The organism is Rhodococcus sp. AH-ZY2 (assembly GCF_030916465.1).
GTDB classification, from domain to species: Bacteria; Actinomycetota; Actinomycetes; order Mycobacteriales; family Mycobacteriaceae; genus Rhodococcus; species Rhodococcus ruber.
On the sequence record NZ_CP126458.1, the window covers coordinates 15,397 to 41,416 of the forward strand.

At 70.8% G+C, this 26,020-nt stretch carries 26 protein-coding genes and 1 riboswitch; of the genes, 22 read left to right on the plus strand and 4 right to left on the minus strand.

Going from position 1 to position 26,020, the window contains the following annotated elements:
• The first annotated feature begins 108 nt into the window (after window positions 1-108).
• Window positions 109-224, plus strand: a riboswitch (SAM riboswitch).
• A gap of 66 nt (window positions 225-290) precedes the next feature.
• Window positions 291-1,610, plus strand: a complete 1,320-nt coding sequence (locus tag QNA09_RS00885) for an aminotransferase class V-fold PLP-dependent enzyme (protein ID WP_017681665.1) — start codon at window positions 291-293, stop codon at window positions 1,608-1,610.
• A gap of 55 nt (window positions 1,611-1,665) precedes the next feature.
• Here the strand turns inward: QNA09_RS00885 and QNA09_RS00890 are convergent, their stop codons facing one another.
• Both QNA09_RS00890 and QNA09_RS00895 read right to left on the minus strand, forming a co-directional pair.
• Entirely contained in the window at window positions 1,666-2,139 is a 474-nt protein-coding gene (locus QNA09_RS00890; protein WP_064066504.1) for a YbaK/EbsC family protein, read from the minus strand.
• A 64-nt stretch (window positions 2,140-2,203) separates the two neighbouring features.
• Window positions 2,204-2,725 carry a 2-oxo-4-hydroxy-4-carboxy-5-ureidoimidazoline decarboxylase gene (locus tag QNA09_RS00895; protein WP_048773424.1) on the minus strand — a complete coding sequence of 174 codons (522 nt, stop codon included), beginning with the start codon at window positions 2,723-2,725 and terminating at the stop codon, window positions 2,204-2,206.
• A 147-nt stretch (window positions 2,726-2,872) separates the two neighbouring features.
• Here QNA09_RS00895 and QNA09_RS00900 point away from each other — a divergent pair, with 147 nt between their 5' ends.
• Both QNA09_RS00900 and QNA09_RS00905 read left to right on the plus strand, forming a co-directional pair.
• The gene (locus QNA09_RS00900; protein WP_119699360.1) at window positions 2,873-3,703 is read left to right on the plus strand and encodes a crotonase/enoyl-CoA hydratase family protein; all 831 of its coding nucleotides are present in this window, start codon (window positions 2,873-2,875) and stop codon (window positions 3,701-3,703) included.
• 11 nt (window positions 3,704-3,714) lie between these two features.
• Window positions 3,715-4,818 carry an SRPBCC family protein gene (locus QNA09_RS00905; RefSeq protein ID WP_119699361.1) on the plus strand — a complete coding sequence of 368 codons (1,104 nt, stop codon included), beginning with the start codon at window positions 3,715-3,717 and terminating at the stop codon, window positions 4,816-4,818.
• A gap of 54 nt (window positions 4,819-4,872) precedes the next feature.
• Here the strand turns inward: QNA09_RS00905 and QNA09_RS00910 are convergent, their stop codons facing one another.
• On the minus strand, window positions 4,873-5,364 hold the full coding sequence (locus QNA09_RS00910; RefSeq protein WP_003938269.1) for an inorganic diphosphatase: 492 nt from the start codon (window positions 5,362-5,364) through the stop codon (window positions 4,873-4,875).
• A gap of 170 nt (window positions 5,365-5,534) precedes the next feature.
• Here QNA09_RS00910 and dacB point away from each other — a divergent pair, with 170 nt between their 5' ends.
• The 4 genes from dacB to hpt are packed head-to-tail and all read left to right on the plus strand — an operon-like array spanning window position 5,535 to window position 9,548.
• The gene (gene dacB, locus QNA09_RS00915) at window positions 5,535-6,941 is read left to right on the plus strand and encodes a D-alanyl-D-alanine carboxypeptidase/D-alanyl-D-alanine-endopeptidase (protein ID WP_010594622.1); all 1,407 of its coding nucleotides are present in this window, start codon (window positions 5,535-5,537) and stop codon (window positions 6,939-6,941) included.
• Window positions 6,932-7,972, plus strand: a complete 1,041-nt coding sequence (locus tag QNA09_RS00920; protein ID WP_010594621.1) for a zinc-dependent metalloprotease — start codon at window positions 6,932-6,934, stop codon at window positions 7,970-7,972. The genes dacB and QNA09_RS00920 overlap by 10 nt, the downstream gene beginning before the upstream one ends.
• Window positions 7,973-7,974: 2 nt before the next feature.
• Window positions 7,975-8,973 (plus strand): tRNA lysidine(34) synthetase TilS, encoded by a 999-nt coding sequence (tilS, locus tag QNA09_RS00925; protein ID WP_119699362.1) that lies wholly within the window; start codon window positions 7,975-7,977, stop codon window positions 8,971-8,973.
• A gap of 20 nt (window positions 8,974-8,993) precedes the next feature.
• Entirely contained in the window at window positions 8,994-9,548 is a 555-nt protein-coding gene (gene hpt / locus QNA09_RS00930) for a hypoxanthine phosphoribosyltransferase (RefSeq protein ID WP_003938265.1), read from the plus strand.
• Here hpt and QNA09_RS00935 read toward each other — a convergent pair.
• A complete protein-coding gene (locus tag QNA09_RS00935; protein ID WP_119699363.1) occupies window positions 9,536-11,728 on the minus strand; it encodes a protein kinase in 2,193 nt (730 codons plus the stop codon). The two genes, hpt and QNA09_RS00935, sit on opposite strands and share 13 nt — an antisense overlap.
• Window positions 11,729-11,955: 227 nt before the next feature.
• Here QNA09_RS00935 and ftsH point away from each other — a divergent pair, with 227 nt between their 5' ends.
• From ftsH to QNA09_RS01010, 15 genes are all read left to right on the plus strand, one after another.
• Window positions 11,956-14,295, plus strand: coding sequence for an ATP-dependent zinc metalloprotease FtsH (ftsH, locus tag QNA09_RS00940; RefSeq protein ID WP_059175012.1), 2,340 nt, complete (start codon window positions 11,956-11,958; stop codon window positions 14,293-14,295).
• 68 nt (window positions 14,296-14,363) lie between these two features.
• Window positions 14,364-14,981 (plus strand): GTP cyclohydrolase I FolE, encoded by a 618-nt coding sequence (folE, locus tag QNA09_RS00945; protein WP_371851040.1) that lies wholly within the window; start codon window positions 14,364-14,366, stop codon window positions 14,979-14,981.
• A gap of 2 nt (window positions 14,982-14,983) precedes the next feature.
• Window positions 14,984-15,835 carry a dihydropteroate synthase gene (gene folP, locus QNA09_RS00950; RefSeq protein WP_085997952.1) on the plus strand — a complete coding sequence of 284 codons (852 nt, stop codon included), beginning with the start codon at window positions 14,984-14,986 and terminating at the stop codon, window positions 15,833-15,835.
• A complete protein-coding gene (gene folB / locus QNA09_RS00955; RefSeq protein ID WP_010594615.1) occupies window positions 15,832-16,200 on the plus strand; it encodes a dihydroneopterin aldolase in 369 nt (122 codons plus the stop codon). The genes folP and folB overlap by 4 nt, the downstream gene beginning before the upstream one ends.
• Window positions 16,197-16,721, plus strand: a complete 525-nt coding sequence (gene folK, locus QNA09_RS00960; protein WP_010594614.1) for a 2-amino-4-hydroxy-6-hydroxymethyldihydropteridine diphosphokinase — start codon at window positions 16,197-16,199, stop codon at window positions 16,719-16,721. Before folB ends, folK begins: the two co-directional genes overlap by 4 nt.
• Window positions 16,721-17,185, plus strand: coding sequence for a DUF3180 domain-containing protein (locus QNA09_RS00965; RefSeq protein ID WP_017681654.1), 465 nt, complete (start codon window positions 16,721-16,723; stop codon window positions 17,183-17,185). The genes folK and QNA09_RS00965 overlap by 1 nt, the downstream gene beginning before the upstream one ends.
• A 124-nt stretch (window positions 17,186-17,309) precedes the next feature.
• On the plus strand, window positions 17,310-18,197 hold the full coding sequence (locus QNA09_RS00970) for a DUF6779 domain-containing protein (RefSeq protein ID WP_010594612.1): 888 nt from the start codon (window positions 17,310-17,312) through the stop codon (window positions 18,195-18,197).
• 128 nt (window positions 18,198-18,325) lie between these two features.
• Window positions 18,326-19,261, plus strand: a complete 936-nt coding sequence (locus QNA09_RS00975; RefSeq protein ID WP_308072165.1) for a DUF2520 domain-containing protein — start codon at window positions 18,326-18,328, stop codon at window positions 19,259-19,261.
• Complete coding sequence (gene panC / locus QNA09_RS00980) at window positions 19,254-20,195, plus strand: pantoate--beta-alanine ligase (RefSeq protein WP_010594609.1); 942 nt, start codon at window positions 19,254-19,256, stop codon at window positions 20,193-20,195. The genes QNA09_RS00975 and panC overlap by 8 nt, the downstream gene beginning before the upstream one ends.
• 31 nt (window positions 20,196-20,226) lie before the next feature.
• Window positions 20,227-20,664 (plus strand): aspartate 1-decarboxylase, encoded by a 438-nt coding sequence (gene panD, locus QNA09_RS00985; protein ID WP_003935999.1) that lies wholly within the window; start codon window positions 20,227-20,229, stop codon window positions 20,662-20,664.
• 2 nt (window positions 20,665-20,666) lie between these two features.
• Complete coding sequence (locus QNA09_RS00990; RefSeq protein ID WP_010594608.1) at window positions 20,667-21,509, plus strand: type III pantothenate kinase; 843 nt, start codon at window positions 20,667-20,669, stop codon at window positions 21,507-21,509.
• Window positions 21,510-21,596: 87 nt separating this feature from the next.
• Window positions 21,597-22,040 carry a rhodanese-like domain-containing protein gene (locus QNA09_RS00995; RefSeq protein ID WP_048773415.1) on the plus strand — a complete coding sequence of 148 codons (444 nt, stop codon included), beginning with the start codon at window positions 21,597-21,599 and terminating at the stop codon, window positions 22,038-22,040.
• 76 nt (window positions 22,041-22,116) lie between these two features.
• Window positions 22,117-23,625 carry a lysine--tRNA ligase gene (lysS, locus tag QNA09_RS01000; protein WP_010594606.1) on the plus strand — a complete coding sequence of 503 codons (1,509 nt, stop codon included), beginning with the start codon at window positions 22,117-22,119 and terminating at the stop codon, window positions 23,623-23,625.
• Between the two features lie 102 nt (window positions 23,626-23,727).
• A complete protein-coding gene (locus QNA09_RS01005; RefSeq protein ID WP_010594605.1) occupies window positions 23,728-24,078 on the plus strand; it encodes an Lsr2 family protein in 351 nt (116 codons plus the stop codon).
• A gap of 344 nt (window positions 24,079-24,422) precedes the next feature.
• On the plus strand, window positions 24,423-25,853 hold the full coding sequence (locus QNA09_RS01010) for a phospholipase D-like domain-containing protein (RefSeq protein ID WP_026137980.1): 1,431 nt from the start codon (window positions 24,423-24,425) through the stop codon (window positions 25,851-25,853).
• Window positions 25,854-26,020 lie beyond the last annotated feature (167 nt).

The following is a 26,020-nucleotide window of genomic DNA, read 5'->3' on the forward strand; positions in this document are numbered from 1 at the left end:
TCCGGCTCGGCGTGAGAAACCGCCTCTCCCTGGGGATTCGCGTTCCGGACGACCGACGGTGCGGTCCCGGTTTGACATCCGCGCGCGCTTTTGCCATCCTCTTCCGCAGGTCACGAGAACCAGCGACAAGCCCCGGCTAGCTGGTCGGCAACCCTCCTCCGCGGTGGGGTGCTCCGGGTGACGACCTGGCCGTGTTTCCACACCGGACACGGCAAGCGCGGATTCGGACCGTGATCGTACTCGGGCGACGAGGCGACCACCGGCGAATCCCTGAACGACGAGGGAACGTCATGACTGCCGCTGTACTGACCGCCGACACCTGTATCGCCCCGTTCGCCCGGGTCACCGGATGTGATCTCCAGGTGCCCCTAGTGCAGGGCGGTACCTGCACCTACGCCAACTTCGACTACGCGGCGAGCGCGCCGGCCCTCGAAGCGGTGACCGAGCGGATCGCCGAACTCCTGCCGTACTACGCCAGCGTGCATCGCGGTGCCGGTTACGCCTCGAGGATCTCCACCACCAGCTACGAGCAGGCCCGGGAGTCGGTGGCTCGATTCGTCTGTGCCGCAGACGATCAGGTGGTCGTGTTCACCCGCAACACCACCGACTCGCTCAATCTCCTGGCCGGAGCCGTGCCCGGCGACGTGGTGGTGCTCGACGTCGAGCACCACGCAAACCTGTTGCCCTGGAAGAACGCTCGCGTTGTCGAGGCTGCGGACACCGTCGCCGAGACGGTCCGCCGGCTCGTCGCGGAACTGTGCAGCCGGCCCGCCGCGCTGCTCGCCGTCACCGGCGCCTCCAACGTCACCGGCGAGGTCCTCCCGATCGCCGAACTCGCCGACGTCGCGCATGCCTGCGGTGCCCGGATCCTCGTCGACGGAGCACAATTGGTTCCGCACCGGCGGATCGACCTCGCCGCGCTCGGCGTCGACTACCTCGCGTTCTCGGGGCACAAGCTCTACGCTCCGTTCGGTGCCGGTGCTCTGGTGGGGCGCCGGGACTGGCTCGACGTCGCGGAACCGCACCTCGCAGGGGGTGGTGCGGTCCGCGACGTGAGTCTCGGCCACACCGAATGGGCTTGCGCCCCGGCGCGACACGAGGCGGGCACGCCCAACGTGCTCGGCGTCGCGGCCCTCGCCGCGGCGTGCGACGCGCTCGCCGGTTTCGACGCCGATGCCGTCACCGCGCACGAGGAGGCGTTGTGCCGGCGCCTGCTCGACGGGTTGCGCGGTGTCGACGGTGTCGAGATCCTGCGGCTGTGGAGCGACTCCCCGGACTCCGTGGGCATCGTCACCTTCACGGTCGCCGGCTTCGAGCCCGGCGAGGTGGCGTCGTATCTGTCCGCCGAGCACGGAATCGGGGTGCGCGACGGCCGGTTCTGCGCGCACCCGCTGCTCGCCCGGGTCGGGCTGCCCGGCGGCGCGGTTCGTGCCTCTCTCGGTCTCGGCAGTTCCTCCGCCGACGTGGATCGTCTGCTCGACGCGCTGCGCACGCTCGTCGATGCCGGTCCCGGCTGGACCTACGCGAAGACCGACGGACTGTGGGGGCCGTCGCCCGAGACCCGTCCGGGCCTGGCGGAGTCCACCGCCGGCGCGGCGCAGTGCAGCTGACCGGTTCCCCGGCGGGCCGTCGCACCGGCCGGGCCCGTCGTCCGGACCGGCAGGGCTAGTCGACCTCGACGTCGACGGCTGCCGTGATGCGCATCAGTTCGCGGAACGTCGTGCGGAACAGCGTGCGTGGATGTCCGCCGGAGGCCCAGAGCTGGGGGAAGGCGGCCAGGGCGGTGTCGACGTACGTGGTCAGGTTCGTCGGATGCCCGAGCGGCGCCACCCCGCCGACGGGCTGACCCGTGACCTCGGTGACGACGTCCGGGGGCGCCGCGACGAGCACGCCGCCGAGACGCTTGCCGGTTCGTTCCGGATTCACCCGATGGGCACCCGAGACCAGCAGCAGTACCGGTTCCTCGTCGAGCAGGAACACCAGCGACTTGACGATCGCGCCCACGTCGACCCCGAGCGCGGCCGCCGCCTGCTCGGCGGTGTGCACCGACTCCGGTTGGGTCGTGATCAACCCGTGGTGCCCGCGCGCGATGAGCGTGTCGGCCACTCGAGCGGCATTCGGATGCAGTGTCCCGGACATGGTTCCAGCCTAGGAGGCTGCCGCCGTCCGTGGCTCCGATCGGCAGGTCCGGCCGCGGCCGGGGTCAGTACAGCGGAAAGCCGTCCTCGGGTCCGAGCATGCGCTCGAGCCGGGTGCGGGTGATCTTGGCGAGTTCCTCCGTGCACACCTTGCGTTCCGCCTCGGGGTCGTGTGCGAGCCGGTGGCGGAGGTCGGTCAGCAGATCCCGCAGTCCGCGGCCCTGCGGGCACCACAGGTAGCGGTAGCCGAAGCGCTCCTCGTACGTGGCGGCGGCAGCGGTGATCGCGGTCGTCAAGGCCTCGTCCTCGTCCCACAGCGAGCACTGTTCGAGCCGCGAGGCGGTGCTGCCGCGCCGACGGCCCACCACCGGGTGACAGTCGAGGGCCGCCGCGATCTCCGCGTCGCTCGCGGAGAACAGGGCGGCGTCGGCGCGGGCGAACAGTTCCGGATAGCTCGCATAGGGACGTCCCGCCGCTACCTCCTGGGCCCAGGTGAGCGACGCGCAGCACTCGTACAGCGCGTGGGTGGCGCCCCGCCGGGACAGGGCGTTGAAGGCGCCCAGACCGATGCCCTGGTGCATCAACATGACAGTCCCTCCTCTACGAGCCGGACCGTTCGTGCCCTCAGGATCCGTCCGCGGCGTGTCGGCCACCAGAGGCGGAGCGCGGAATTTTCCAGGCTGTAACGAGTGGTCCGTGCCAGCGGATCGGCGCCCGCATATTACTCTCGAGTAATGACTCAGGAATCTCGCTGGAAAGCGTTCACGGTCGACGTCGCGGACCACGTCGCGCTCGTCACCCTCGTCGGTCCGGGCAAAGGCAACGCCATGGGCCCCGACTTCTGGACCGAGCTGCCGCTGTTGTTCGGCGAGCTCGACGCGGATCCGGACGTGCGTGCCGTCGTGCTCGCCGGCGCCGGCAAGCACTTCTCCTTCGGTCTCGACCTGCCCGCCATGAGCGGCGACCTGGGCAAGGTCCTCGCGGACAAGGCGCTGGCCGCCCCGCGCACCGAGTTCCACGAGATGGTCAAGCGGATGCAGGCGGCGATCACCGCGGTCGCGGACTGCCGCAAGCCCGTCGTCGCGGCCGTGCAGGGCTGGTGCATCGGCGGCGGCGTCGATCTGATCTCCGCCGCCGACATCCGCTACGCCAGCGCCGACGCGAAGTTCAGCGTCCGCGAGGTCAAGGTCGGGATGGTCGCCGACGTGGGCAGCTTCGCGCGCCTGCCGCTGATCATCGGCGACGGGCACCTGCGCGAGCTGGCCCTCACCGGCAAGGACATCGACGCGGCACGCGCGGAGAAGATCGGTCTGGTCAACGACGTCTTCGAGGACGCGGATGCCGTCCTGACCGCCGCACAGGCCACCGCCGCCGAGATCGCGGCGAATCCGCCGCTGGTCGTGCACGGCATCAAGGCCGTTCTCGACCACAGCCGCTCGCCGCGCGTCGACGACAGCCTGCGCTACGTCGCGGCCTGGAACTCCGCGTTCCTGCCGTCGGAGGATCTGACCGAGGCCATCGCGGCGGTCTTCGAGAAGCGGCCCCCGGAGTTCCGGGGCCGGTAGAGGATGGACGGGTGCGCCCGGTCCTGACGTGGGGCGGCCGGCTGCTGCCGGCCGTCCCGCTGGTGTATCTGACGGTCTACCGGCCCTGGCAGTTGCACTGGGGTGCGACGAGGACCGAGGTGGCCGGACGGATGTCGGGGGACGAGATCGTGCCCCGGCCTCACTGGTCGGCGACCCGAGCGGTGTCGATCGTGGCCGAGGCGGAGGACGTGTGGCCGTGGCTGGTCCAGATGGGCGCCGGGGACCGTGCCGGTTGGTACAGCTACGACCTCGTCGACAACGGCGGGAAGCCGAGCGCCCGCGAGATCCGGCCCGAACTGCAGCGGCTCGAGGTCGGTGACCGGGTCCGGCTGGTCGCGGGTTCCCCGGCCGCCTTCCGGGTGGAGTCGATCGATCCCGGACGTTCCCTCGTGTATGCCCACTCGCACGACGGGGGTTCGGTCACCGTCGCGCTGACGTTGCGTCCGGACGGGCCCGGACGCAGCCGGCTGGTGCATCGCGTGCGATTCCGGGTCCCCCCGTCGCCGTTCGCGGTCGGTTGGGCCGTCCTCATGGACGTGGGCGACTTCGTGATGTCCCGGCGAATGCTGCTGGGGATCCGGGACCGAGCGGAGCAACACGCGCGGCGCCGACGGGGCGGTCCGCCGCCGGTCGACGAAAGTCCAGGAACCCCAATGGATTTCCGGCTTCGGATTCCGGTGCGCCGACCCGCCGGGATGGTGTTCGCGCTGCTCGCCGACGTGCAGGACCACGTGGGCGCACCGGCGCGCAGCGGCGTCCGGACGGGCAAGTCCCCGTCCGGTCCGACCACCGAGGGCACCCGGTGGCACGAGCGGGTGCGGCTCGCGCCCGGCTGGTGGATGCCCGTCGACAGCGTCGTGACCGCGATCGAGGACCCGGACCTGCTCGCGATGGACTTCCGCAGCGCCTGGTTCACCGGCCACGTCGACTACCGGATCGAGTCCACCCCGCAGGGATGTCTCCTGCGACAGCACGTCGTCCTGCGGTCGCGGCGCCTGCTGCGGCCGTGGTCGGCGCGGGTGGACGCCCGGCTCCGGCCGCGCCTGCTCGATCGGCTCGCCGACATCCGGGACGCGATCGAGCGCAGCGGCTGAGAACGCGTTCGGGCTCCGCAGCCGGCGGCCGCGGAGCCCGAACGGCGCGTGGGGTCAGTGCCCGCCGTTCGCCTTCAGGCGCTCGATCGACGCGGAGACCTCGGCCTCGGCCTCGGCGCGGCCGACCCAGTCCGCGGCCTCGACGTGCTTGCCCGGCTCCAGGTCCTTGTAGTGGACGAAGAAGTGCTTGATCGCGTCCAGTTCGAACTGCGAGACGTCGCTGATGTCCTTGACGTGGTCCCAGCGCGGATCGCCCGCGGGCACGGCGAGGACCTTGTCGTCGCCGCCGGCCTCGTCGACCATCTTGAACATGCCCACCGGACGGGCCTCGACGATGACGCCGGGGAACACGGACTCGGGCAGCAGCACCATGCAGTCCAGCGGGTCCCCGTCCTCGCCGAGGGTGTTCTCGATGTAGCCGTAGTCGGCGGGGTAGCCGAACGAGGTGTAGAGGTAGCGGTCCAGCTTCACGCGGCCGGTTTCGTGATCGACCTCGTACTTGTTGCGCTGCCCCTTGGGGATCTCGATGGTGACCTCGAACTCCACGCCGTGTCCTCACTTGTAGATCGATACGACTGCCGTATCTGCGGTGATGGTCCGCCCAGAGGATAACGGGTCGGCGCTACGCTGGTGGCGCAGGTGCCGGACCACCGGGGCGGTCACCAGGGCGCGGGATTCGCCGGGGCGAACGCCGCGGGATTCGACACAGCGGAGGCGTGTTGGCGGGGCAGGGCAAGAAGAAGCTGGGCACACTGGCGGGACGGCGCCGCCGGAACCTCCGGATCCTGTTCACCATCTGGGCAGCGGGGACCGTCGCGCTGCTCGTGGGAGGGGCCTTCGCGCTCTCCGACTTCCGCAGCGGCGAGGCCGCCGCCGCGATAGCGCCGGCACCGGCGCCCGTCACCGCGACCCCGCAGGTGGCCCCGGTACCGGCCGACGCCCTCGCCCCCACCGGCCCCGCCCTGGCCGCCACGCTCGCGCCGGCGCTGGGGAACGCGGGGCTGGGCAACTTCACCGGTTCGATCACCGACGCCGCCACGGGCACCGTGCTGTGGTCGAAGGACCCGGCCCGGCCGATGATCCCGGCGTCGACGACGAAGGTTCTCACCGCCGCCGCAGCGCTGCTCGCCCTGCCCGCCGAACACCGGGTCACCACCAAGGTCGTCGAGGGCAGCCGGCCGGGGGAGATCGTGCTCGTCGCCGGTGGCGATCCCACCCTCACCGCCCAGCCCCCCGGCGAGCCCGGCTTCTACGCCGGCGCCCCGCGCATCGCCGACCTCGTGCAGCAGATCCAGCGCAGCGGCGTCGTCGTCGACACGGTGCTCGTCGACACCGGTGCCTACGCCGGTGACGCCCTGGCCACCGGATGGTTCCCCGCCGACATCGCCGGCGGCTCCGTGGCGCCGATCGAACCGGTGATGCTCGACGGCGGCCGGCTGAACCCCCTCGAGGACGAGTCGCCGCGCACCCCCACCCCCGCCCTCGATGCCGGCCGGGCCCTCGCCGCCGCGCTCGGCGCGGACCCCGCCCGGGTCGCCACCGGGACAGTCCGGCCCGGAGCGGCTCCGCTGGCCGCTGTGCAGTCGGCGCCGCTGCGCGATCGGCTGGGGCAGATGATGGGTTACTCCGACAATGTCCTGGCCGAGGCCGTCGGCCGCGAGATCGCCGCGGCCGAGGGTGTCGAGCCGTCCTTCCGCGGCGCGGTCGACAGCGTCGCCGCGGCCCTGCGCGAGGCCGGATTCGACCTGACCGGGCTCACCCTCCACGACGTGAGCGGCCTGTCCGTCGACAACCGGATTCCCGCTCGGCTCCTCGACGCGGTGATGGCCGCCGCCGCCGGAACCGAACAGGCGTCGCTGCGCCCGATGCTGGACTACCTGCCGGTCGCGGGCGCCACCGGCACCCTCTCGGAGCGCTACGCCTCGACCAACCGCGACGGGGCGGGTTGGGTTCGCGCGAAGACGGGCACCCTGTCGCAGGCGAGCGGTCTGACCGGATTCGTCGTCGACACCGACGGCCGGGTGCTGACGTTCGCCCTGTTGTCCAACGACCGTTCGCCGGGCGAGAGCCGACCTGCCCTCGACGCGGTGGCGGCGACCCTCCGAGGATGCGGATGCCGATGACCGACCGGGACCGGACGCTGGGTGACGCGATCGACTGGAAGTTCGCGGCCGGGGTCGGAGCGCGCCTGACCCGGCCGGGCCCGGCGATGTCGCGGTACACCGCCGAGACCGTCGTCGCCGAGCTGGCCTCGGCCGCCGACCGCGCCGAGCCACCGGTGCGGGAGCTGACCGGCCTCGGCGACGGGCGAGACGTGCCGCCGGCCGCGGTGGTCGACCGGTCCGAATGGGTGCACGCCGCCGCCAGGTCGATGGCGGACCTCACCGGTTCCGGGCCCACCGAGGGCCGGTGGGTCGGCAAGCCCGCCGGCATGCAGGCCGGCGCGATGCTCGCGTACCTGTCCACCGCCGTGCTCGGTCAGTACGACCCGTTCTCGCGGTCGCTGCTGCTCGTCGCCCCGAACGTCGTCGCCGTCGAGCGGGCGCTGCGGGTGCCCACCGCCGACTTCCGGATGTGGGTGTGCCTGCACGAGGTCACCCACCGCGTGCAGTTCGCCGAGGCCCCGTGGATGGCGGACCTGATGCGCGAGGCGGCGGCGGAGCTGGGCCGGACCGTGGACGAGTCGTTCACCGATCTCGCAGGCCGGATCACCGGGGTCCTGCGCGATCGCCGGCCGGGGGAGGAGAAGCCCATGGCCGAGCGCGGTGTGCTCGGTCTCGTCCGAGCGGTGCAGTCCGAACCCCAGCGCACCGCCCTCGACCGCATGCTGGCCCTGGGTACCGTGCTCGAGGGCCACGCCGACCACGTGATGGACGCGGTCGGACCCTCCGTGGTGCCCGCCGTCGCGCAGATCCGGCGCGCGTTCGACAACCGTCGCCGGCGCGCCGTGAACCCCGTCCACCGCATCGTCCGTGCACTGCTCGGGATGGACGCCAAGATGGCCCAGTACGTGCAGGGCAAGAAGTTCGTCGACACTGTCGTCGAACGGGTGGGCATGGCCCGGTTCAACACCGTCTGGAGCGGACCCGACGCGATGCCGACCCTCGCCGAGATCGACGACCCCGACGCGTGGATCGCACGGGTACTGGCCTGACGGTGTCGTCCGATCGACCGCTCCTGCCCGAGACCCCTGCCGTCCACGAGGTGCGTCTGGCCGTCCGGCGCTGGGTCGCGGCCCACGGCCGGTCCGTCGCGGTCGGCCTGTCCGGCGGCGCCGACTCGTCGGCTCTGACCGTCGCCGCCGTTGCCGAGGCGGATTCGGTGCACGCCGTCGTCGTCGACCACGGCCTGCAGCCCGGCTCCGGCGACGTCGCCGCCCGCGCCGCGGCATTCGCCCGGTCGGCCGGATGCGAGTCGGTACAGGTCGTCCGCGTCGCGGTGACCGGCCCCGGCGGTCCCGAGGCGGCCGCGCGTGCGGCCCGCTACCGGGCTCTCGACGAGGCCCGGGCGGGATTGCCGGTGCTGCTCGGGCACACGCTCGACGATCAGGCCGAGACGGTGCTGCTGGGGCTGGGCCGCGGTTCCGGGGCCCGCTCCCTGCGCGGCATGTGCGAGTTCGACGAGCCGTGGGGGCGCCCCCTGCTCGGCGTGCGTCGCGACGTCACCCGCCGGGCCTGTGCGGAACTGGGGTACACGCCCTACGAGGACGCGCACAACAGCGACCGTCGTTTCACCAGGGTGCGGCTGCGTGAGGAGGTGCTGCCGCTGCTCGAGGACGTGCTCGGCGGTGGGGTCGCACCGGCCCTCGCGCGCACGGCCGCGCAGCTGCGCGAGGACGAGGACGCGCTGGAGGAACTGGCCGGGCGCCGGCTGGGGGAGGCCCGGGCCGGGACCGGGCTGGCGGTGGACGTCCTCGCCGGCACGCCCGTCGCGGTACGACGACGGATCCTGCGACGATGGCTGCTCGACTCGGGGGCCTCCGCCCCGACGGACCGCAAGCTGCGAGCCGTCGACGACCTGATCGGGCAGTGGCGCGGCCAGGGCGGCGTCGCCGTGGGCGGCGGGCCGCAGCCCGGCGTCAGGTTGGTCGTCACGCGTCGGCGTGGCAGGCTGATCGTCGAGTTCGTCGGCCGGCGACAGGGTGCGGACGACTGAGGGAAGGCAGGATGAACCCGGTGTACGAGAACGACATCGCGTCGGTACTGATCTCCGAGGAACAGATCGAACAGCGCACGAAGGAGCTGGCCGAGACCATCGCCGCGCGCTATCCGGTGGGCGCACCGGAAGGTGATCTGCTGCTCATCGGCGTGCTCAAGGGCGCGATCTTCTTCATGACCGACTTCGCGCGGGCGCTGCCGATCCCCACCCAGATGGAATTCATGGCGGTCAGCTCGTACGGGTCGTCCACCTCGTCGTCCGGCGTGGTGCGCATCCTCAAGGACCTCGACAAGGACATCGCCGGCCGGAACGTGCTGATCGTCGAGGACATCATCGACTCCGGCCTCACGCTGTCCTGGCTCATGCGCAACCTCTCCTCCCGGAACCCGGCGTCCCTCGAGGTGGTGACGCTGCTGCGCAAACCGGAGGCCGTGAAGGTCGACGTCCACGTCGCCGACGTGGGATTCGACATCCCGGACGAGTTCGTCGTCGGCTACGGCCTCGACTACGACGAGCGCTACCGCGATCTGCCGTACATCGGCACCCTCGACCCGAAGGTCTACACCGACTGATCCGGGCCCGGCTTCACCGGCTCGCGCGTCGCCCGGGTCGGGGCCACGCCGCGCTGCAGGGCGCGCAGGTCGTCCTCCATGATGCGGAACAACCAGTACACGAGCACGAACGCGGCGATGCTGCCCACCGCCAGTACCCGCACCGCGACGAGGACCTGCTGGATCTCCTCGGGTGAGAGGTACGTCACGCCGGCCACCCCGACGAGCGGAACGGCCGCCGCCAGCGCCAGGTAGCGCACACTGCGGCGGTGCAGGCCCTCGAGTTCGCGGGCATCCGTGGCGTCGGTCGCCCCGTGCGGCAGGAAGGCCGGATACAACGATCGCACCATGTAGAAGGCGACCAGGAAGAACGGATAGGCGACGGCGATCGCCCCGCACACCAGGATCGACGTGAGGAAGTGCGCGGCGGAGGGGCCGTCGATGTTGCCGCCGACGAAGTGCAGTGCCACCGGGAACGCGATGCCGGCGACCGTCCACAGGGTCATCACCACGGCGGCGACGCGATCGCTGATCAGCAGTGCGTCGTGCCGCGCCCGGGCGAGTTCCACCGCGTCGTAGCTGCGGCCGCGGTGCAGACCGCGCGGGACGGTGATCAACCGTCGGCACAGATACACGATGATCACCGTGCCGAGCGGGAAGGTGATCCCGTTGATGATCAGCGCGAGCTGCTCGAATTCGCGCTGGGTGTCCGGTGGGAGCCGGTCGACGATCAGGTTCGCATTGTGCTGGTAGTTGTAGAGCGCGGCCAGCACGTTCGGGATCGCGATCGCGGCGGTGAGGATCGGCACCACGGGGCGCCGGAGCCGGGCGCGCCAGCTGTGCGGCGGCGGGTCGACGAGGTCCCGGGCCCGCGGATCGAGGCACAGGTCGAACTGCTGTGCCAGCTCCGCACCCGACGCCCACCGATCCGCCGGATCCGGTTCGAGGCACTTCGCGAGCACCCGCAGCAGAGTCTGGGGGCAGTCGGCCGGGATCCGCTCGCGCGCGGCCGCGGTCAGTCCGGAGCGTCGCCGCGCGAGCATCGTCTCGAGTGCGGGCAGGGTTTCGGCGCCCAGGTCGTCCTCGCTGTTGGGCCGGCCACCCGTGAGCAGTTCCCACAACATGACCCCGAGCGCGTAGATGTCGCTGCGGGTGTCCATGTCCGCGGCGGTGCCGGGCAGACCGGGATGGCACGCCTCGAGCTGCTCGGGCGACATGTACGCCAGGGACCCGCCGAGGTACGCCACGGCCGACGTGCCACCGACGGACTCGGCGAAACTGATGTTGAAGTCGGCGAGCTTGGGCACGCCCTCCGCCGTGAGCAGAACGTTGGCGGGCTTCACGTCGCGGTGCAGCACTCCGCGCCGATCGGCGTAGTCCAGTGCGGATGCGAGCCGGCGCCCGAGCCACGCGACGGTCTCGGGCCAGCTCAGGTTCTCGAGCCGGCTGCGCACGGTCGACTCGGCGGGCCGGATCTCCCCCTTCTCGGCGAGGGTCTCGTCGACGACGTCGAGCAGGAGCCGGCCGCTGCGCTGCTCGGGTGGGGTGGTGCGCACCCGGTGCAGCACCCGCAGCAGCGTCCCACCCGGCAGATACTGCATGTACAGCAGCCGCAGGCCGTGGTCCGGCAGGATCCGCTGGTCGAAGACACGGACGATGTAGTCGTGGTCGAGCTGGGCGAGGGTCTGGGCCTCGGTACCGCGGTCGGGGGAGATCTTCACGGCGACGAGCCGCTGCATCGAGTGCTGCCGGGCCAGGAACACCCGCCCGAAGGCGCCGCGGCCGAGGTTGGTGAGCAGGTCGAAGTCGTCGATCCGGTTCCCGGCTTCGACGTCGTCGATGCCGGTCGGGACGCGGACCGGGAACGGCTCGGTCGTCGCTTCGCCGCGAGGGACGACCGCGCTGGTACGGGCCGGTTCGGTGGGCGCATCGGCCGTACGGGTGAGCTCCACGGCGGCCGTGCGGGTCGGCTCCGCCTCGGCGGTGCGAGTCGGGTCGGCCTCGGCGGTGCGGGTCGGGTCGGCCTCGGCGGTGCGGGTCGGGTCGGCCTCGGCGGTGCGGGTCGGGTCGGCCTCGGCGGTGCGGGTCGGCTCCGCCTCGGCTGTACGGGTGGGATCGGCCGCAACCGTGCGGGTCGGCTCGGCCGCAGCGGAATGGGTCGGGTCGGCCTCGGTTGCAGATTCCGGCTCCTGCATGGCCATGCGAAATGATAACCACGGTGGGGCCCGTGCCCGCAGGCGGCTGACGCGACCGGCGGGAACCTCCGGGTGGCCCCGGACGTTGACCCCTCGAACCGTGCGGGCGCGCGAGGGCAACGCTGCGCGTACACGCGGTAACCTTGCGGTGTCCGGTTCGTCGCCGGACTCCTCGGGACGACCACGATGATGACCGCACTATCGAAAGGACCGGCCGGCCGGGCCGAACCTGTATGAACCGCAAGACAGTGTTCCGTAATCTGGCGATCGTCGCCGGCATCCTGTTGGTCATCTACGCCTTCAGCTACTTCGGCGACGACACCCGCGGTTTCACCAAGGTGGACACGTCTGTCGCGCTTGCTCAGCTCGATGCGGACAACGTCAGCCGGGCGCAGATCGACGACCGCGAGCAGCAGGTACGCCTGTGGCTGAAGAGCGGCAACGAGGCGACCGGGGACGACACCGAAATCCTCGCCAAGTACCCGGAGTCGGCGTCCGAGCAGATCTTCGACAAAGTCGCCGGCGCGGGCCTCGAGAAGTTCGACACCACCGTCACCCAGGAGAGCTGGCTGACGTCGATCCTGCTGTTCGTGCTCCCGATGATCATCCTGCTCGGGGTGTTCTTCTTCGTGATGAGCCGCATGCAGGGCGGTGGCCGCGGCGGGATGATGGGCTTCGGCAAGTCCAAGGCCAAGCAGCTGACCAAGGACATGCCCAAGACCACGTTCGCCGACGTCGCCGGTGCGGACGAGGCCGTCGAAGAGCTGTACGAGATCAAGGACTTCCTCCAGAACCCGGCGCGCTACCAGGCCCTCGGCGCGAAGATCCCGAAGGGCGTCCTGCTGTACGGCCCTCCCGGCACGGGCAAGACCCTGCTCGCCCGCGCGGTTGCCGGTGAGGCCGGCGTCCCGTTCTTCACCATCTCCGGTTCGGACTTCGTGGAGATGTTCGTCGGCGTCGGTGCGTCCCGCGTGCGCGACCTGTTCGAGCAGGCCAAGCAGAACAGCCCCTGCATCATCTTCGTCGACGAGATCGACGCGGTCGGCCGTCAGCGTGGTGCCGGCCTCGGCGGCGGCCACGACGAACGGGAGCAGACGCTCAACCAGCTGCTCGTCGAAATGGACGGCTTCGGGGACCGGCAGGGCATCATCCTCATCGCCGCCACCAACCGTCCCGACATCCTGGATCCGGCCCTGCTGCGGCCGGGCCGGTTCGACCGGCAGATCCCGGTCACCAACCCCGACCTCGCCGGGCGCCGGGCGATCCTGCAGGTGCATTCCAAGGGCAAGCCGCTCGACCAGCACGCCGACCTCGAGGGGCTGGCCAAGCGCACCGTCGGCATGTCCGGCGCGGACCTGGCCAACGTCGTGAACGAGGCTGCGCTGCTCACCGCGCGCGAGAACGGCACCGTGATCACCGAGGCCGCACTCGAGGAGTCGGTGGACCGGGTGATCGGCGGCCCGCGCCGCAAGAGCCGCATCATCAGCGAGCACGAGAAGAAGATCACCGCCTACCACGAGGGTGGGCACACGCTCGCCGCGTGGGCGATGCCGGACATCGAGCCCGTCTACAAGGTGACGATCCTCGCCCGCGGCCGCACCGGCGGTCACGCGATGACCGTCCCCGAGGACGACAAGGGCCTGATGACCCGCTCGGAGATGATCGCCCGCCTGGTGATGGCCATGGGTGGCCGCGCGGCCGAGGAACTCGTGTTCCACGAGCCGACGACGGGTGCCTCCTCGGACATCGACCAGGCCACCAAGATCGCCCGTGCGATGGTCACCGAGTACGGCATGAGCGCCCGCCTCGGCGCCGTCCGCTACGGGCAGGAACACGGCGACCCGTTCCTCGGCCGCTCGATGGGCGTGCAGTCCGACTACTCGCACGAGGTGGCCCGCGAGATCGACGAGGAGGTGCGCAACCTCATCGAGGCCGCGCACACCGAGGCCTGGGCGATCCTCAACGACTACCGCGACGTGCTGGACGTGCTCGCCGGGGAACTGCTCGAACACGAGACCCTCACCCGCAAGGATCTCGAGCGGATCCTCGCCTCCGTCGAGAAGCGGCCGCGGATCACCGAGTTCAACGACTTCGGTGGACGCACGCCGTCGGACAAGCCCCCCATCAAGACGCCGGCCGAGCGGGCGAAGGAACGCGGTGAGCCGTGGCCGCCGGAAGCGGTGCGCCCGTCCTTCACCAAGCCTGCCCAGCCGCAGCCCCAGCCCCAGCCGCAGCCCCAGCCGCTGCCGCAGTCGCAGCCCGCGGCGCCGACCAACGGGCATCCGGCGCCGGTGCCGGCGCCCGCGTCGGAGCCGCTGCCGGGCTTCGGGCAGCCGCCGTACCCGGGCGGACCCCGCCACGCCACCCGGCCCGACTACGGCGCCCCGGCGGGCTGGTCGGCACCCGGTTGGCCGCCTGCCGAGTCCGAGCGGCCGCAGAGCACCTATCCTGGGTATCCGCAATGGACCCAGCCCGCGCGCCCGGCCGACGAGGACGAGCGACAGGCCGAGCGGAACGTGGCTCCCGAGTCACCGCCGACACAGCCGTGGGAGGGGCCGACCGGTCCGCGCTGAACCCGAGTCGAGAAGAGTGGAGGTACGGTCTGGTGTCGGTGAACCACCTGGATTCCGAGGCGGATTCCGTGTCGATCGGCGGTGACGGCGAGCTCCTGCGCAGCCGGGAATCGGGCCGGGCCTTCGATCAGGCTCGCGCGGAGGCGGCCGTGCGGGAACTGCTGATCGCGGTGGGGGAGGACCCCGAGCGCGAAGGGCTGCTCGACACCCCGGCCCGGGTCGCGCGGGCGTACCGGGAGATGTTCGCCGGTCTGTACACCGATCCGGACTCGGTCCTGGACAAGACCTTCGACGAGGGCCATCAGGAACTCGTCCTGGTCCGCGACATTCCGATGTACTCGACGTGCGAGCACCACCTGGTCTCGTTCCACGGGGTCGCGCACGTCGGCTACATCCCCGGTCCCACCGGCCGGGTGACGGGCCTGTCGAAGCTGGCGCGGGTGGTGGATCTGTACGCCAAGCGGCCGCAGGTGCAGGAGCGGCTGACCAGTCAGGTGGCGGATGCGCTGATGCGCAAGCTGGATCCGGTCGGGGTGATCGTGGTCGTCGAGGCCGAGCATCTGTGCATGGCCATGCGGGGCATCCGCAAGCCGGGGGCGAGCACCACGACCTCGGCGGTGCGGGGGTTGCTGCAGACCAACTCGGCGTCGCGTGCCGAGGCCCTGGATCTGATCCTGCGCCGGTGAGCATGCTGCCGAACCCCGGTCGCCCGGTGGTGATGGGTGTGCTGAACGTGACGCGGGATTCGTTCTCGGACGGCGGCCGGTACCTCGACCGCGACGCGGCGATCGCGCACGGCCTGGAACTGCGTGACCTGGGTGTGGACATCGTCGACGTCGGTGGGGAATCCACCCGTCCCGGAGCGGCTCGCGTCGACCCGGAGGTCGAGGCCGCGCGGGTCGCGCCGGTCGTCGCCGCGTTGAGCGCCGCCGGCATTCCCACCAGTGTCGACACCATGCGTGCCTCCGTGGCCGAGGCGGCGATCGAGGCCGGGGTCACCATCGTCAACGACGTCTCGGGTGGACGCGCCGACTCTCGCATGGCCGCGGTCGTGGCCGCGGCCGGCGTGCCGTGGATCCTCATGCACTGGCGACCCGCCGGCGGCTTCGTGCACGCCGGCGGATCCACCCACTACGACGACGTGGTCCGCGAAGTGCGCGGGGAGCTGATGGTGCAGGTGGACGCCGCGATCGCGGCCGGCGTGGATCCGGCGAACATCATCCTCGATCCCGGCCTCGGCTTCGTGAAGGACGCCGACCACAACTGGGAACTGCTGCGCCGCCTGCCCGAGCTCACCGAACTCGGCTACCCGGTGCTGATCGGTGCGTCGCGCAAACGCTTCCTCGGTTCCCTGCTCGCCGCCCCCGACGGCACGATCCGGCCACCTGGTGGCCGCGAGGTGGCCACGGCCGTCGTGTCGGCGCTCGCGGCGGAGCACGGGGCGTGGGGAGTGCGCGTGCACGACGTGCGGGCGTCGCTGGACGCTGTCGCCGTCGTCGGGGCGTGGCAGCGCGGCAGTGCGGCGGGAGGATCGGCGTGAGCGACCGGATCGAACTGCGCGGACTGCGGGTCCGCGGCCACCACGGGGTGTTCGACCACGAGAAGCGCGACGGCCAGGACTTCCTGGTGGACATCGTCGCGTGGCTCGATCTCGCACCGGCTGCGGCGAGCGACGCCCTCGACGACACCCTGCACTACGGCATCCTCGCCGAGCGGGCCGCCGCGATCGTCGCGGGCCCGTCACGCGACCTCATCGAGACCGTTGCCGGTGAGATCGCCGCCGACGTCCTCACCGACCCGCGGGTCACCCGGGTCGAGGTCACCCTGCACAAGCCGTCGGCGCCGATCCCGCTGACCTTCGCGGACGTGGCGGTGGTGGTCGAGCGCACCCGGAGCGGCTCGTGAGCCGGGCGGTGCTGTCCATCGGCTCGAACATCGGGGACCGGACCGCGCACCTGCGCTCGGTCACCGAAGCTCTCGCCGACCGGATCGTGGCCGTGTCGCCGGTGTATTCGACCGCGCCGTGGGGCGGGGTCGAGCAGCAGGACTTCCTCAACGCCGTCGTCGTCGCCGAGGACCCGTCGCTGGACTGCCGCGGCTGGCTCGACCTGGGCCGGCAGCTCGAGGCTGCCGCCGACCGGGTCCGGGAACAGCGGTGGGGTCCGCGCAGCCTCGACGTGGACGTGGTCACCTGCCACGACTCGGACGGCCGCGAGGTTCTCAGCGACGATCCCGAGCTGACCCTGCCGCATCCGCGCGCCCACCTGCGCGCCTTCGTGCTCGTCCCGTGGTGGGACGTCGAACCGCAGGCGACGCTGGTGGTCGACGGCACGCGACGGCCGTTGACGGAGTGGCTCGCGGCTCTCGCCGTCGACGAACGCGAAGGTGTGCGCCGCACCGAGTACCGGCTGGAGCCGCCGCGGTGATGAAGCCGACGCGTATCCGGGATCTGCTGGCGCTGGCGGTGCTCGCCGCCGTCGCGGCATGGCTGCTGGCGCGCGGCCTGTACGGCACGCTGCCGCCGATCCCCGTCTATGCGGGAGCGTCGCTGTATCCGGTCGCGATCGTCGAGGTGGTGCTGGCCTTCATGATCCGTTCCCGCGTCGGCAAGCACGAGATCGGCGACGGGCCGCACCAGTTGCATCCCATCACGGCGGCTCGTGCGGTGGCGCTCGCGAAGGCATCGGCATTGGTCGGTGCGGCCAGCGCGGGCATCTGGGCGGGGTTCCTGCTGTACCTGGTGCCGCAGCGACCGGTGCTCCAGGCCGCGGTCGAGGACAGCGCCGGTGTGATCGTCGGGCTGCTCGCCGGTGTGGCACTCGCGGGTGCCGCCCTGTGGCTCGAACATTGTTGCCGGACACCGGAAGATCCCGACGAGCCGGCGACCTGACGGCGGCGGCGGTCCGGGTGCGCTCGACTTTCGGGTCACGGCGGCCACGCCCAGTAGTCTGGAGCCCATGGGGACTCCGGTGCGAACGAGGAAGGGTCGTCGGCCACGGCGCAGCGCGAGTTCTGTGATCGTGGCGGCACTGCTCGCCCTGGCGCTGATCGCGTCGCTGTTCCTGGTCTTCAGCGACAGCGTCCAGCTGTTGCGTGTCGGGCTGGTGGTCGCGCTGTGGGCTGCCACCGTCGGCGCGATCGCCATGACGAAGTACCGACGCGAGTCGGCACTGGACCGCGCCAAGGTCCGGGATCTGCAGACCGTGTACGAACTGCAGCTCGAACGGGAGATCGCGGCACGCCGCGAGTACGAGCTGACCGTCGAGGAGAAGGTCCGCTCGGAGCTGCGCATCGACGCCGACCAGATGGCGGCCCTGCGGGCCGAGCTCGCTGCGCTGCGACGCAACCTCGAGGTGCTCTTCGACGGCCGGCTGCCCGAGGACCGCGCCGCGTTGTGGGCGGGCCGGGGACAACTGCAGGAGCTCGGCGGCGGGAACTTCCGGGTCACCGCCGCGCCCCGCCCGGCGGGACCGTTCTTCGCGTCGCCCGACGACGAGCCGGTGACCGCCGAGACCACGGTGGTCACCGACGGCGACACGACGACCGCTGTGCCCCGCCGCCCGGCGGGAGCGACGGCTGCTCCCGGCGCGTCGCCGGACCCGCGACGACAGGACGGGACCGGCCCCGAGGACCGGACCGAGGCCGGGACACAGCCGGAGGAACCCGAGGCCGCCGGGACACAGCCGGAGGAACCCGAGGACGCCGGGACACGACCGGAACAGCCCGAGGACGCCGGGACACAGCCGGAGCCACCCGAGGACGGGGCCTCGGACGCGGACGGCGACGCCGAGCCCACGGGCCGGCGCGCCCGGCGACGGCGGGCGGACGACGCGGGCGAGGGCGCGCACAGCCAGGGGCGCACGGTCGCGGAGATCCTCGCTGCCCTGTCCGCCGAGCGCTGAGCACCCGCCACGGCGGGTGAGGCGCAGATCACGTTCTCTGCCGTGGCCGTGGTCGCTCGCACCGCGCTATCGTCGATCGGAACGTCTGGTACCCGCCGAGCGGGACTGGAACGAACGAGAGGACTCCCGTGACCTCCTTCGGGATCACCAACGAGCCTGCGCCTGCACGACTGACGGTCGGAATCGTTTCCGCCGGGCGGGTGGGCACGGCGATCGGCGCGGCACTCGAACGCGTCGGCCACCTGGTCGTGGCCTGTTCCGCCGTTTCCGAACAGTCCAAGCACCGCGCCCGCACCCGGCTCCCGGACACCGAAATTCTCCCCGTCGACGAGGTCGCCGCTCGCTGCGACCTGCTGCTCCTCGCCGTCCCGGACTCGGAACTCCACGCCCTCGTCCGCGGCCTCGCCGCCACCGGTTCCGTATCGCGCGGCACGATCGTCGCCCACACGTCCGGCGCGAACGGCGTCGGTGTTCTCGCTCCGCTGGCAGACCAGGGCGTCGTGCCGCTCGCCATCCATCCGGCGATGACGTTCACCGGCCACGACGAGGACACCGTCCGGCTCGCGTCGGCGTGCTTCGGCATCACGGCCGCCGACGACGTCGGCTACGCGATCGCCCAGTCCCTCGTGCTCGAGATCGGCGGCGAACCCGTGCGCGTCCGCGAGGAGCGGCGCGCGCTGTACCACGCCGCGCTCGCCCACGGCAGCAACCACCTCGTCATCCTCGTGGTCGATGCGGTGGAGGCGCTGCGGGTGGCGCTCGAGGGTGACGAACTGCTCGGCCAGCAACTCGTCGACGACGCGCCCGGTGGTGTCGCGGAGCGGGTGCTGCAGGCGCTGCTGGCGGCGGCGCTCGACAACGCGCTGCGCCGCGGACCGTCCGCGCTGACCGGTCCGGTCGCTCGCGGCGACGCGCAGGCCGTGGCCACGCACCTGCGGGTGCTCGACGAGGTCGAACCTCGGATCGCCGCCGGCTACCGGGCGATGTCGCTGCGTTCGGCGCAGCGCGCCGGTGCGAAACCGGAACTGATGGAGATCCTCGAAGGGGCTGATCACGGTGAGTGAAACGCAACAGGGCGGCTACGTGCGCGGCGAGTTGACCGTGCACCACGATCCCGCCGGCCTGACCAAGGTCACCAAGGCGCTGCGCGGCGTCGGCCGCACCGTGGCGCTCGTGCCGACGATGGGTGCCCTGCACGCCGGTCACCTCGAACTCGTACGGCAGGCGAAGCTCACCGGTGCCGTGGTGGTGGTGTCGATCTTCGTCAATCCGCTGCAGTTCGGCGCCGGTGAGGACCTCGACGCCTACCCCCGCACCCTCGACGCGGACCTCGCGCTGCTGCGCGAGGCCGGTGTCGAGCTGGCGTTCGCACCGACGGCGGCCGCGATGTACCCCGAGGGCAGGCGGACCATGATCCATCCGGGCCCCCTGGGAGCGGAGCTCGAGGGTGGCAGCCGCCCGACGCACTTCGCGGGCATGCTCACCGTCGTCGCGAAGCTGCTGCAGATCGCGGCGCCCAACGTCGTGTTCTTCGGCGAGAAGGACTACCAGCAGCTCGCCCTGGTCCGGCAGATGGTGCAGGACCTGAACTTCGACGTCCGCATCGTGGGTGTGCCGACGGTGCGCGAGCAGGACGGGCTCGCGCTGTCGTCGCGCAACCGCTACCTGGATCCGGAGCAGCGCCGGATCGCCACCGTGCTGTCCGCGGCGCTGGTCGCCGGGGCGCACGCCGCCGCCGGCGGGCCGGAGGCCGTGCTCACCGCCGCACGCGCGGTGCTCGCCGCCGAGCCCTCGGTGGAGCTGGACTATCTCGAACTGCGGGGTGCGGATCTCGGTCCCGCTCCGGAACGTGGCGACGGCCGGCTGCTGATCGCCGCTCGGATCGGCACCACCCGGCTCATCGACAACGTCGGTGTCGCAATCGGCACCGGATTCCTCGAACGCGAGACCGGCCCGGTCGACGCGTCCACCCCCGACGACCTGCTCACCCGCCGATAGCGCGACCGGCACGAAAAGCTGAGGAGACACCATGTTCCGCACGATGATGAAGTCGAAGATCCACCGCGCCACGGTGACCCACGCCGATCTGCACTACGTGGGCTCGGTGACCGTCGACCAGGACCTGATGGACGCCGCCGACCTGCTCGAGGGCGAGCAGGTCGCGATCGTCGACATCGACAACGGCAACCGTCTCGAAACCTACGTCATCGCGGGCGAGCGAGGCTCCGGCGTCATCGGGATCAACGGTGCCGCAGCACGTCTCGTGAGCCCCGGCGATCTCGTCATCCTCATCGCCTACGGCGTGATGAACGAGCAGGAATGCCGCGACTACAACCCGCGCGTGGTGTTCGTCGACGCGGACAACCGGCAGGTCGAACTCGGCAACGATCCGGCGCACGCGCCGGAGGGTTCCGGTCTGATCACCCCGCGCATGCTCGCCACGCTCGACTCCGGTTCGTTGGTGTAACAGTGCTCCTCGCCGTCGACGTCCGGAACACCAACGTCGTCCTCGGTCTGTTCACCGGCAGCGGCTCGCATGCGAAGTTGTTGCGGGACTGGCGGATGCGTACCGATCCGCGGATGACCGCCGACGAGCTCGCGCTCATCTTCCGTGGCCTGCTCGGCGGCTACGTCGATCAGATCACCGGGGTGACCGCGCTGTCCACGGTGCCGTCGGTGCTGCGCGAGATCCGGGTGATGTTGGCCCGCTACTGGGAACACGTGCCGCACGTGGTCGTCGAACCGGGCGTGCGCACCGGGGTGCCGCTGCTCGTCGACAACCCCAAGGAGGTCGGCGCCGACCGCATCGTCAACAGTCTTGCGGCACACCACTTCTACGACGGTCCGTGCATCGTGGTGGACTTCGGGACGTCCACGTGCGTGGACGTGGTCTCGGCGAAGGGGGAGTTCCTCGGCGGCATCATCGCCCCCGGCATCGAGGTGTCGATGGACGCGCTCGCCTCCCAGTCCGCGGCGCTGCGCAAGGTGGAGCTGCTGCGCCCGCGCGCCGTGGTCGGCAAGAACACCGTCGAATGCATGCAGTCCGGTGCGGTTTTCGGATTCGCCGGGATGGTCGACGGGCTGGTGCGGCTGGTGCGTTCCGAGCAGCGCGGCTTCGACGGTGACGACGTCGCGGTCATCGGGACCGGCGACCGTGCGCCGCTGATCATGCCGGAATCCGAGATGCTCGAGCACCACGAACCGGACCTGACGCTGGAGGGGCTGCGCCTGGTGTACGAGCGCAATCTCGCACGGCGCGGCGCCCGATCCGCCGCAGTGGGTTCCGCCCACCGCGATCCTGTGCAAGAATAGTCGCCGTGATCCGCTGCATGAGCGCCCAGGAGTGTTGTCGAGGCTGACGTCCGCCTCGACCGTTCACACCTTCCTGGAGTCACTCTCATGCGCACTGCGCTTGCTGCATCCTTCGTCGCCGCACCCGCCCATCCCCTCCCGCTCACCACCGAGCGCATCTATCCGGCCGGACTGGCCGCGACCGTCGCGCGCGGCGCGGTGGTCGTCGACATCCGTTCCCACGCCGAGCGCGCCGCTCAGGGCACCCTGCCCGGTGCCCTGGCCATCTCCGCGGAACTGTTGCCCCGGCGTCTGCATCCCGCCGACGACGAGCGCCTGGCGGTGGCCGTCGACCGTGACGTCGAGTGGGTCGTGGTCTCGGCCTCCGGCGCGGAGACCGATGCCGTCGTCGCGGGGCTGCAGGCCCTCGGCCTGCGCCGCGTCACCGGTCTCGTCGGCGGGTACGCGGCCCTGGCGGCGGCCGGGGTGACCGGTGCGATCGCCGCCGCCCCGCACGTCGAGGACGACGTGGCGCGCGTCACCGCACACTGATCCGTCGGGGCGCCGGTCTCCCCGGGCGCGTCGGTCCTGCGCGGGCGTCCGACGCGGTCCGATAGTCTGGTCACCCGTGAGTGATGCACCGGTTCAGCAGTCCGACGACACCCCCGAGCAGATCCGTATCCGCCGCGAGAAGCGCGAACGGATCCTGGCGCAGGGCAAGGACGCGTATCCCGTCGTCGTTCCGCGCACTCACACCCTCGCGGAGATCCGCGAGAAGTACCCCGACCTCGAGCCCGACACCGTCACCGGTGAGGAGGTCGGCGTCGCCGGCCGGGTCATCTTCTTCCGCAACACCGGCAAGCTCTGCTTCGCCACGCTGCAGGAGGGCGACGGCACCCAGTTGCAGGCGATGATCAGCCTGAACGGTGTCGGCGAGGAATCCCTCGCGGCGTGGAAGCACGAGGTGGACCTCGGTGACTTCGTGTTCGTGCACGGCGAGGTGATCAGTTCTCGTCGCGGCGAGCTCAGCGTCATGGCGGACTCGTGGCAGATGGCCGCCAAGGCGCTGCGCCCGCTGCCGGTCGCGCACAAGGAGATGAACGAGGAGACCCGGGTCCGGCAGCGCTACGCCGACCTGATCGTGCGTCCCGAGGCCCGCGCCAACGCCCGCATGCGTGTCGCGGTGGTGCGCGAGCTGCGCAATGCCCTCGAGCGGCGCGGCTTCCTCGAGGTCGAGACCCCGATGCTGCAGACCCTGCACGGTGGTGCGACGGCGCGTCCGTTCGTCACCCATTCGAACGCGCTCGACATGGATCTGTACCTGCGCATCGCGCCGGAACTGTTCCTCAAGCGCTGCGTGGTGGGTGGCATCGAGAAGGTCTTCGAGATCAACCGCAACTTTCGCAACGAGGGTGCGGACTCCACGCACTCGCCCGAATTCGCCATGCTCGAGACCTACGAGGCGTACGGCACGTACGACGATTCGGCGACGATGATTCGCGAGCTCATCCAGGAGGTGGCGATGGCGGTGTTCGGCACCCACGTCGTCACCCTCGCCGACGGCACCGAGTACGACCTCGGCGGCGAATGGAAAGTGATGGAGATGTACCCGTCACTGTCCGCGGCCATCGGCACCGAGGTCACGCCCGAGACGTCCCTCGAGGAGCTGCATGCGCTCGCCGATCGGGTGGGTCTCGAGGTTCCGGAGGGCAAGGGCTGGGGCCACGGGAAACTCGTCGAGGAGTTGTGGGAGCACCAGTGCGGCGACCAGTTGCACGAGCCGACGTTCGTGCGGGACTACCCCGTCGAGACCTCGCCGCTCACCCGGCAGCACCGCAGCAAGAACGGTGTGACCGAGAAATGGGACCTGTACGTACGCGGCTTCGAACTGGCCACCGGCTACTCGGAACTCGTCGACCCCGTGATCCAGCGCGAGCGGTTCGTCGACCAGGCGCGGCTGGCCTCCGCCGGTGACGACGAGGCGATGGTCCTCGACGAGGATTTCCTCGCGGCGATGGAACAGGGAATGCCTCCGACGACCGGGACCGGCATGGGAATCGATCGATTGCTGATGGCGCTGACGGGCCTCGGAATCCGGGAAACAATCCTGTTCCCAATTGTTCGTCCGGCGAGGTAATTGGTCGCATTCGATTTCCGTATTGCCATGAATTGATTCCCGGGTATTGTTGTCTCGTACCGCGGGGGGCCGCGCTTCTTCATTCGAGAGGATTTGCAGCACATGGCAAAGAAAGTCACCGTTACCCTGATCGACGATGTGGACGGGGAGACGGCGGCGGACGAATCCGTGGAATTCGGGCTCGACGGAGTCACCTACGAGATCGATCTGTCCGAGGAAAACGCGGCCAAGCTCCGGGAAGAACTGGAGTTCTGGGTCACCCATGCCCGCAAGGTCGGTGGCCGCAAGCGCGCGAAGGTCGTGCCCACCGCGCCCGCAGCGCGCAAGTCCGCGCGTGGTGGTTCGGAACGAACCGCGGAAATCCGGGAATGGGCCCGTAACAACGACATGCCCGTCTCCGCCCGGGGACGCATCTCCGCCGAAATCATCGAGGCCTACAACAAGGCACACTGACAGCACGGCTCGACAAGGCGCACCGGCGGTAAGCCGCAAAGGCACACCGGCGGCAAAGCCGCAAAGGCACACCGGCGGCAAAGCCGCAAAGGCACACCGGCGGCAAAGCCGCAAAGGCACACCGAGCACAGGTGCCGTCTTCCGGCCGACGAGGCGATATCCGCGACAACAGTCCCGGATATCGCCTCGTCGTCGTGGCGCGCAGATTTCGTTCCCTATTCGTCCGGAAAGCGGATCGGTCGCTCGGAACGGTGCGCTGTCGCGAAGCGGAGACAATCGTCACAACTGCCCGGCCTTTCGTCTCTCGCGGCGCGCGGGCGAGATTCCCGGGTAGCGTGTCGGCCATGGCAGAGCGGATTGCCGCCCCGGGCGAGACGTGCTGGCGGGTCGATCGGGCCGATCGTCTCGCCTGCATCGTCGACGCCGCAGACTATTTCCGGTACGCCAAGTCGGCGATGCTGCAGGCCCGCAGACGGATCCTCCTGATCGGGTGGGACTTCGACACGAGGATCAAATTCGAACCCGATCGCAAGACCCTCGAGGGACCGAACCGGCTGGGTGCCTTCCTCAAGTGGTTGCCACGTCGGCAGCCGGATCTCGAGGTGATGCTGCTGAAGTGGAACATCGGCGCATTCGCCGCCATCGGACGCGGGATGACACCTGTCTTCGTGCTGAACTGGCTGAGCGACCCCCGGCTCCGGCTCGAGATCGACGGTGCCCACCCCGTGGGAGCGGCGCATCATCAGAAGATCATCGTGATCGACGACGTCGTCGCGTTCTGCGGTGGCATCGACATGACCGTGGACCGGTGGGACACCAGCGAACATCCCGACCGCAGCCGTTACCGGCGGGAGCCGAACGGTCGCCGGTACGGACCGTGGCACGACGTCACCACCGCGGTGGACGGCGCGGCCGCCCGCGCGATCGGCGAGCAGGCCCGTGCCCGGTGGAAGGCTGCGACCGGGGAGGACCTCGAGCCGGTCGAGGCCGATCACACCATCTGGCCCGAAGGGTTGCGCCCGGCGCTGCGCGATGTCGACGTCGCCGTCGCCCGCACCCTGCCCGAACTCCGCGACCGCGCCGAGGTCCGGGAGATCGAAGCCCTCTACCTGGCGGTGATCGCCGGCGCCCGTCGCACGCTCTACATGGAGAGCCAGTACCTGGCGTCCCGGACCCTCGCCGAAGCCCTCGCGAAGCGGCTGCACGAACCGGACGGCCCGCAGATCGTGCTGGTCCTGCCGCGCAACGCCGAGGGATGGCTCGAGCAGAAGGCGATGGACGGTGCCCGTCGCAAGCTGCTGCACATGCTGTGGAACGCCGACGTCCACGGGCGGTTCGCCGCCTACTACCCGGTCACCGCGGGCGGAGCGCCGATCTACGTGCACGCGAAGGTCGTCGTCATGGACGACGTGCTGCTGCGCATCGGCTCGTCGAACCTGAACAACCGGTCCCTGGGCTTCGACACCGAGTGCGATCTCTTCGTCGAGGCGGATCACGAGGGCGACCACATCAGCCGTGCGGTCGTCGAGATGCGGGAGCGTCTGCTGTCCGAGCACCTGGGGGTGTCCCCGCAGGACGTCGCCTCCGCCGTCCGGTCCGAAGGCTCGCTCGTCGCCGCGGTGGAACGGCTGCGCGGACCGGGCCGGACGCTCGAGCGGTTCGAGCCCGGCACCGTCGCCGACGAGGACAGCCCCCTCGCGGAGAACGAACTCGTCGACCCCGAACGCGCCCCGCAGCGCGTCGGACAGCGCATTCGCCGGTTGATGCCCCGCTGAGCAGCGTGTTCGCTGCTGGCGTACACGGAGGTGGGAACGCCGGGTCGACGTGCGGCGTTACCCCTCGTAGCCGGAGTTGCCGCCGGTGCCGATCGGGTGGAGGGGCAGCGCCTCGAAACGGCGGCAACTAGAGTGTCGAGTGGGGTCGTGGAACCTGGTTCCACTCG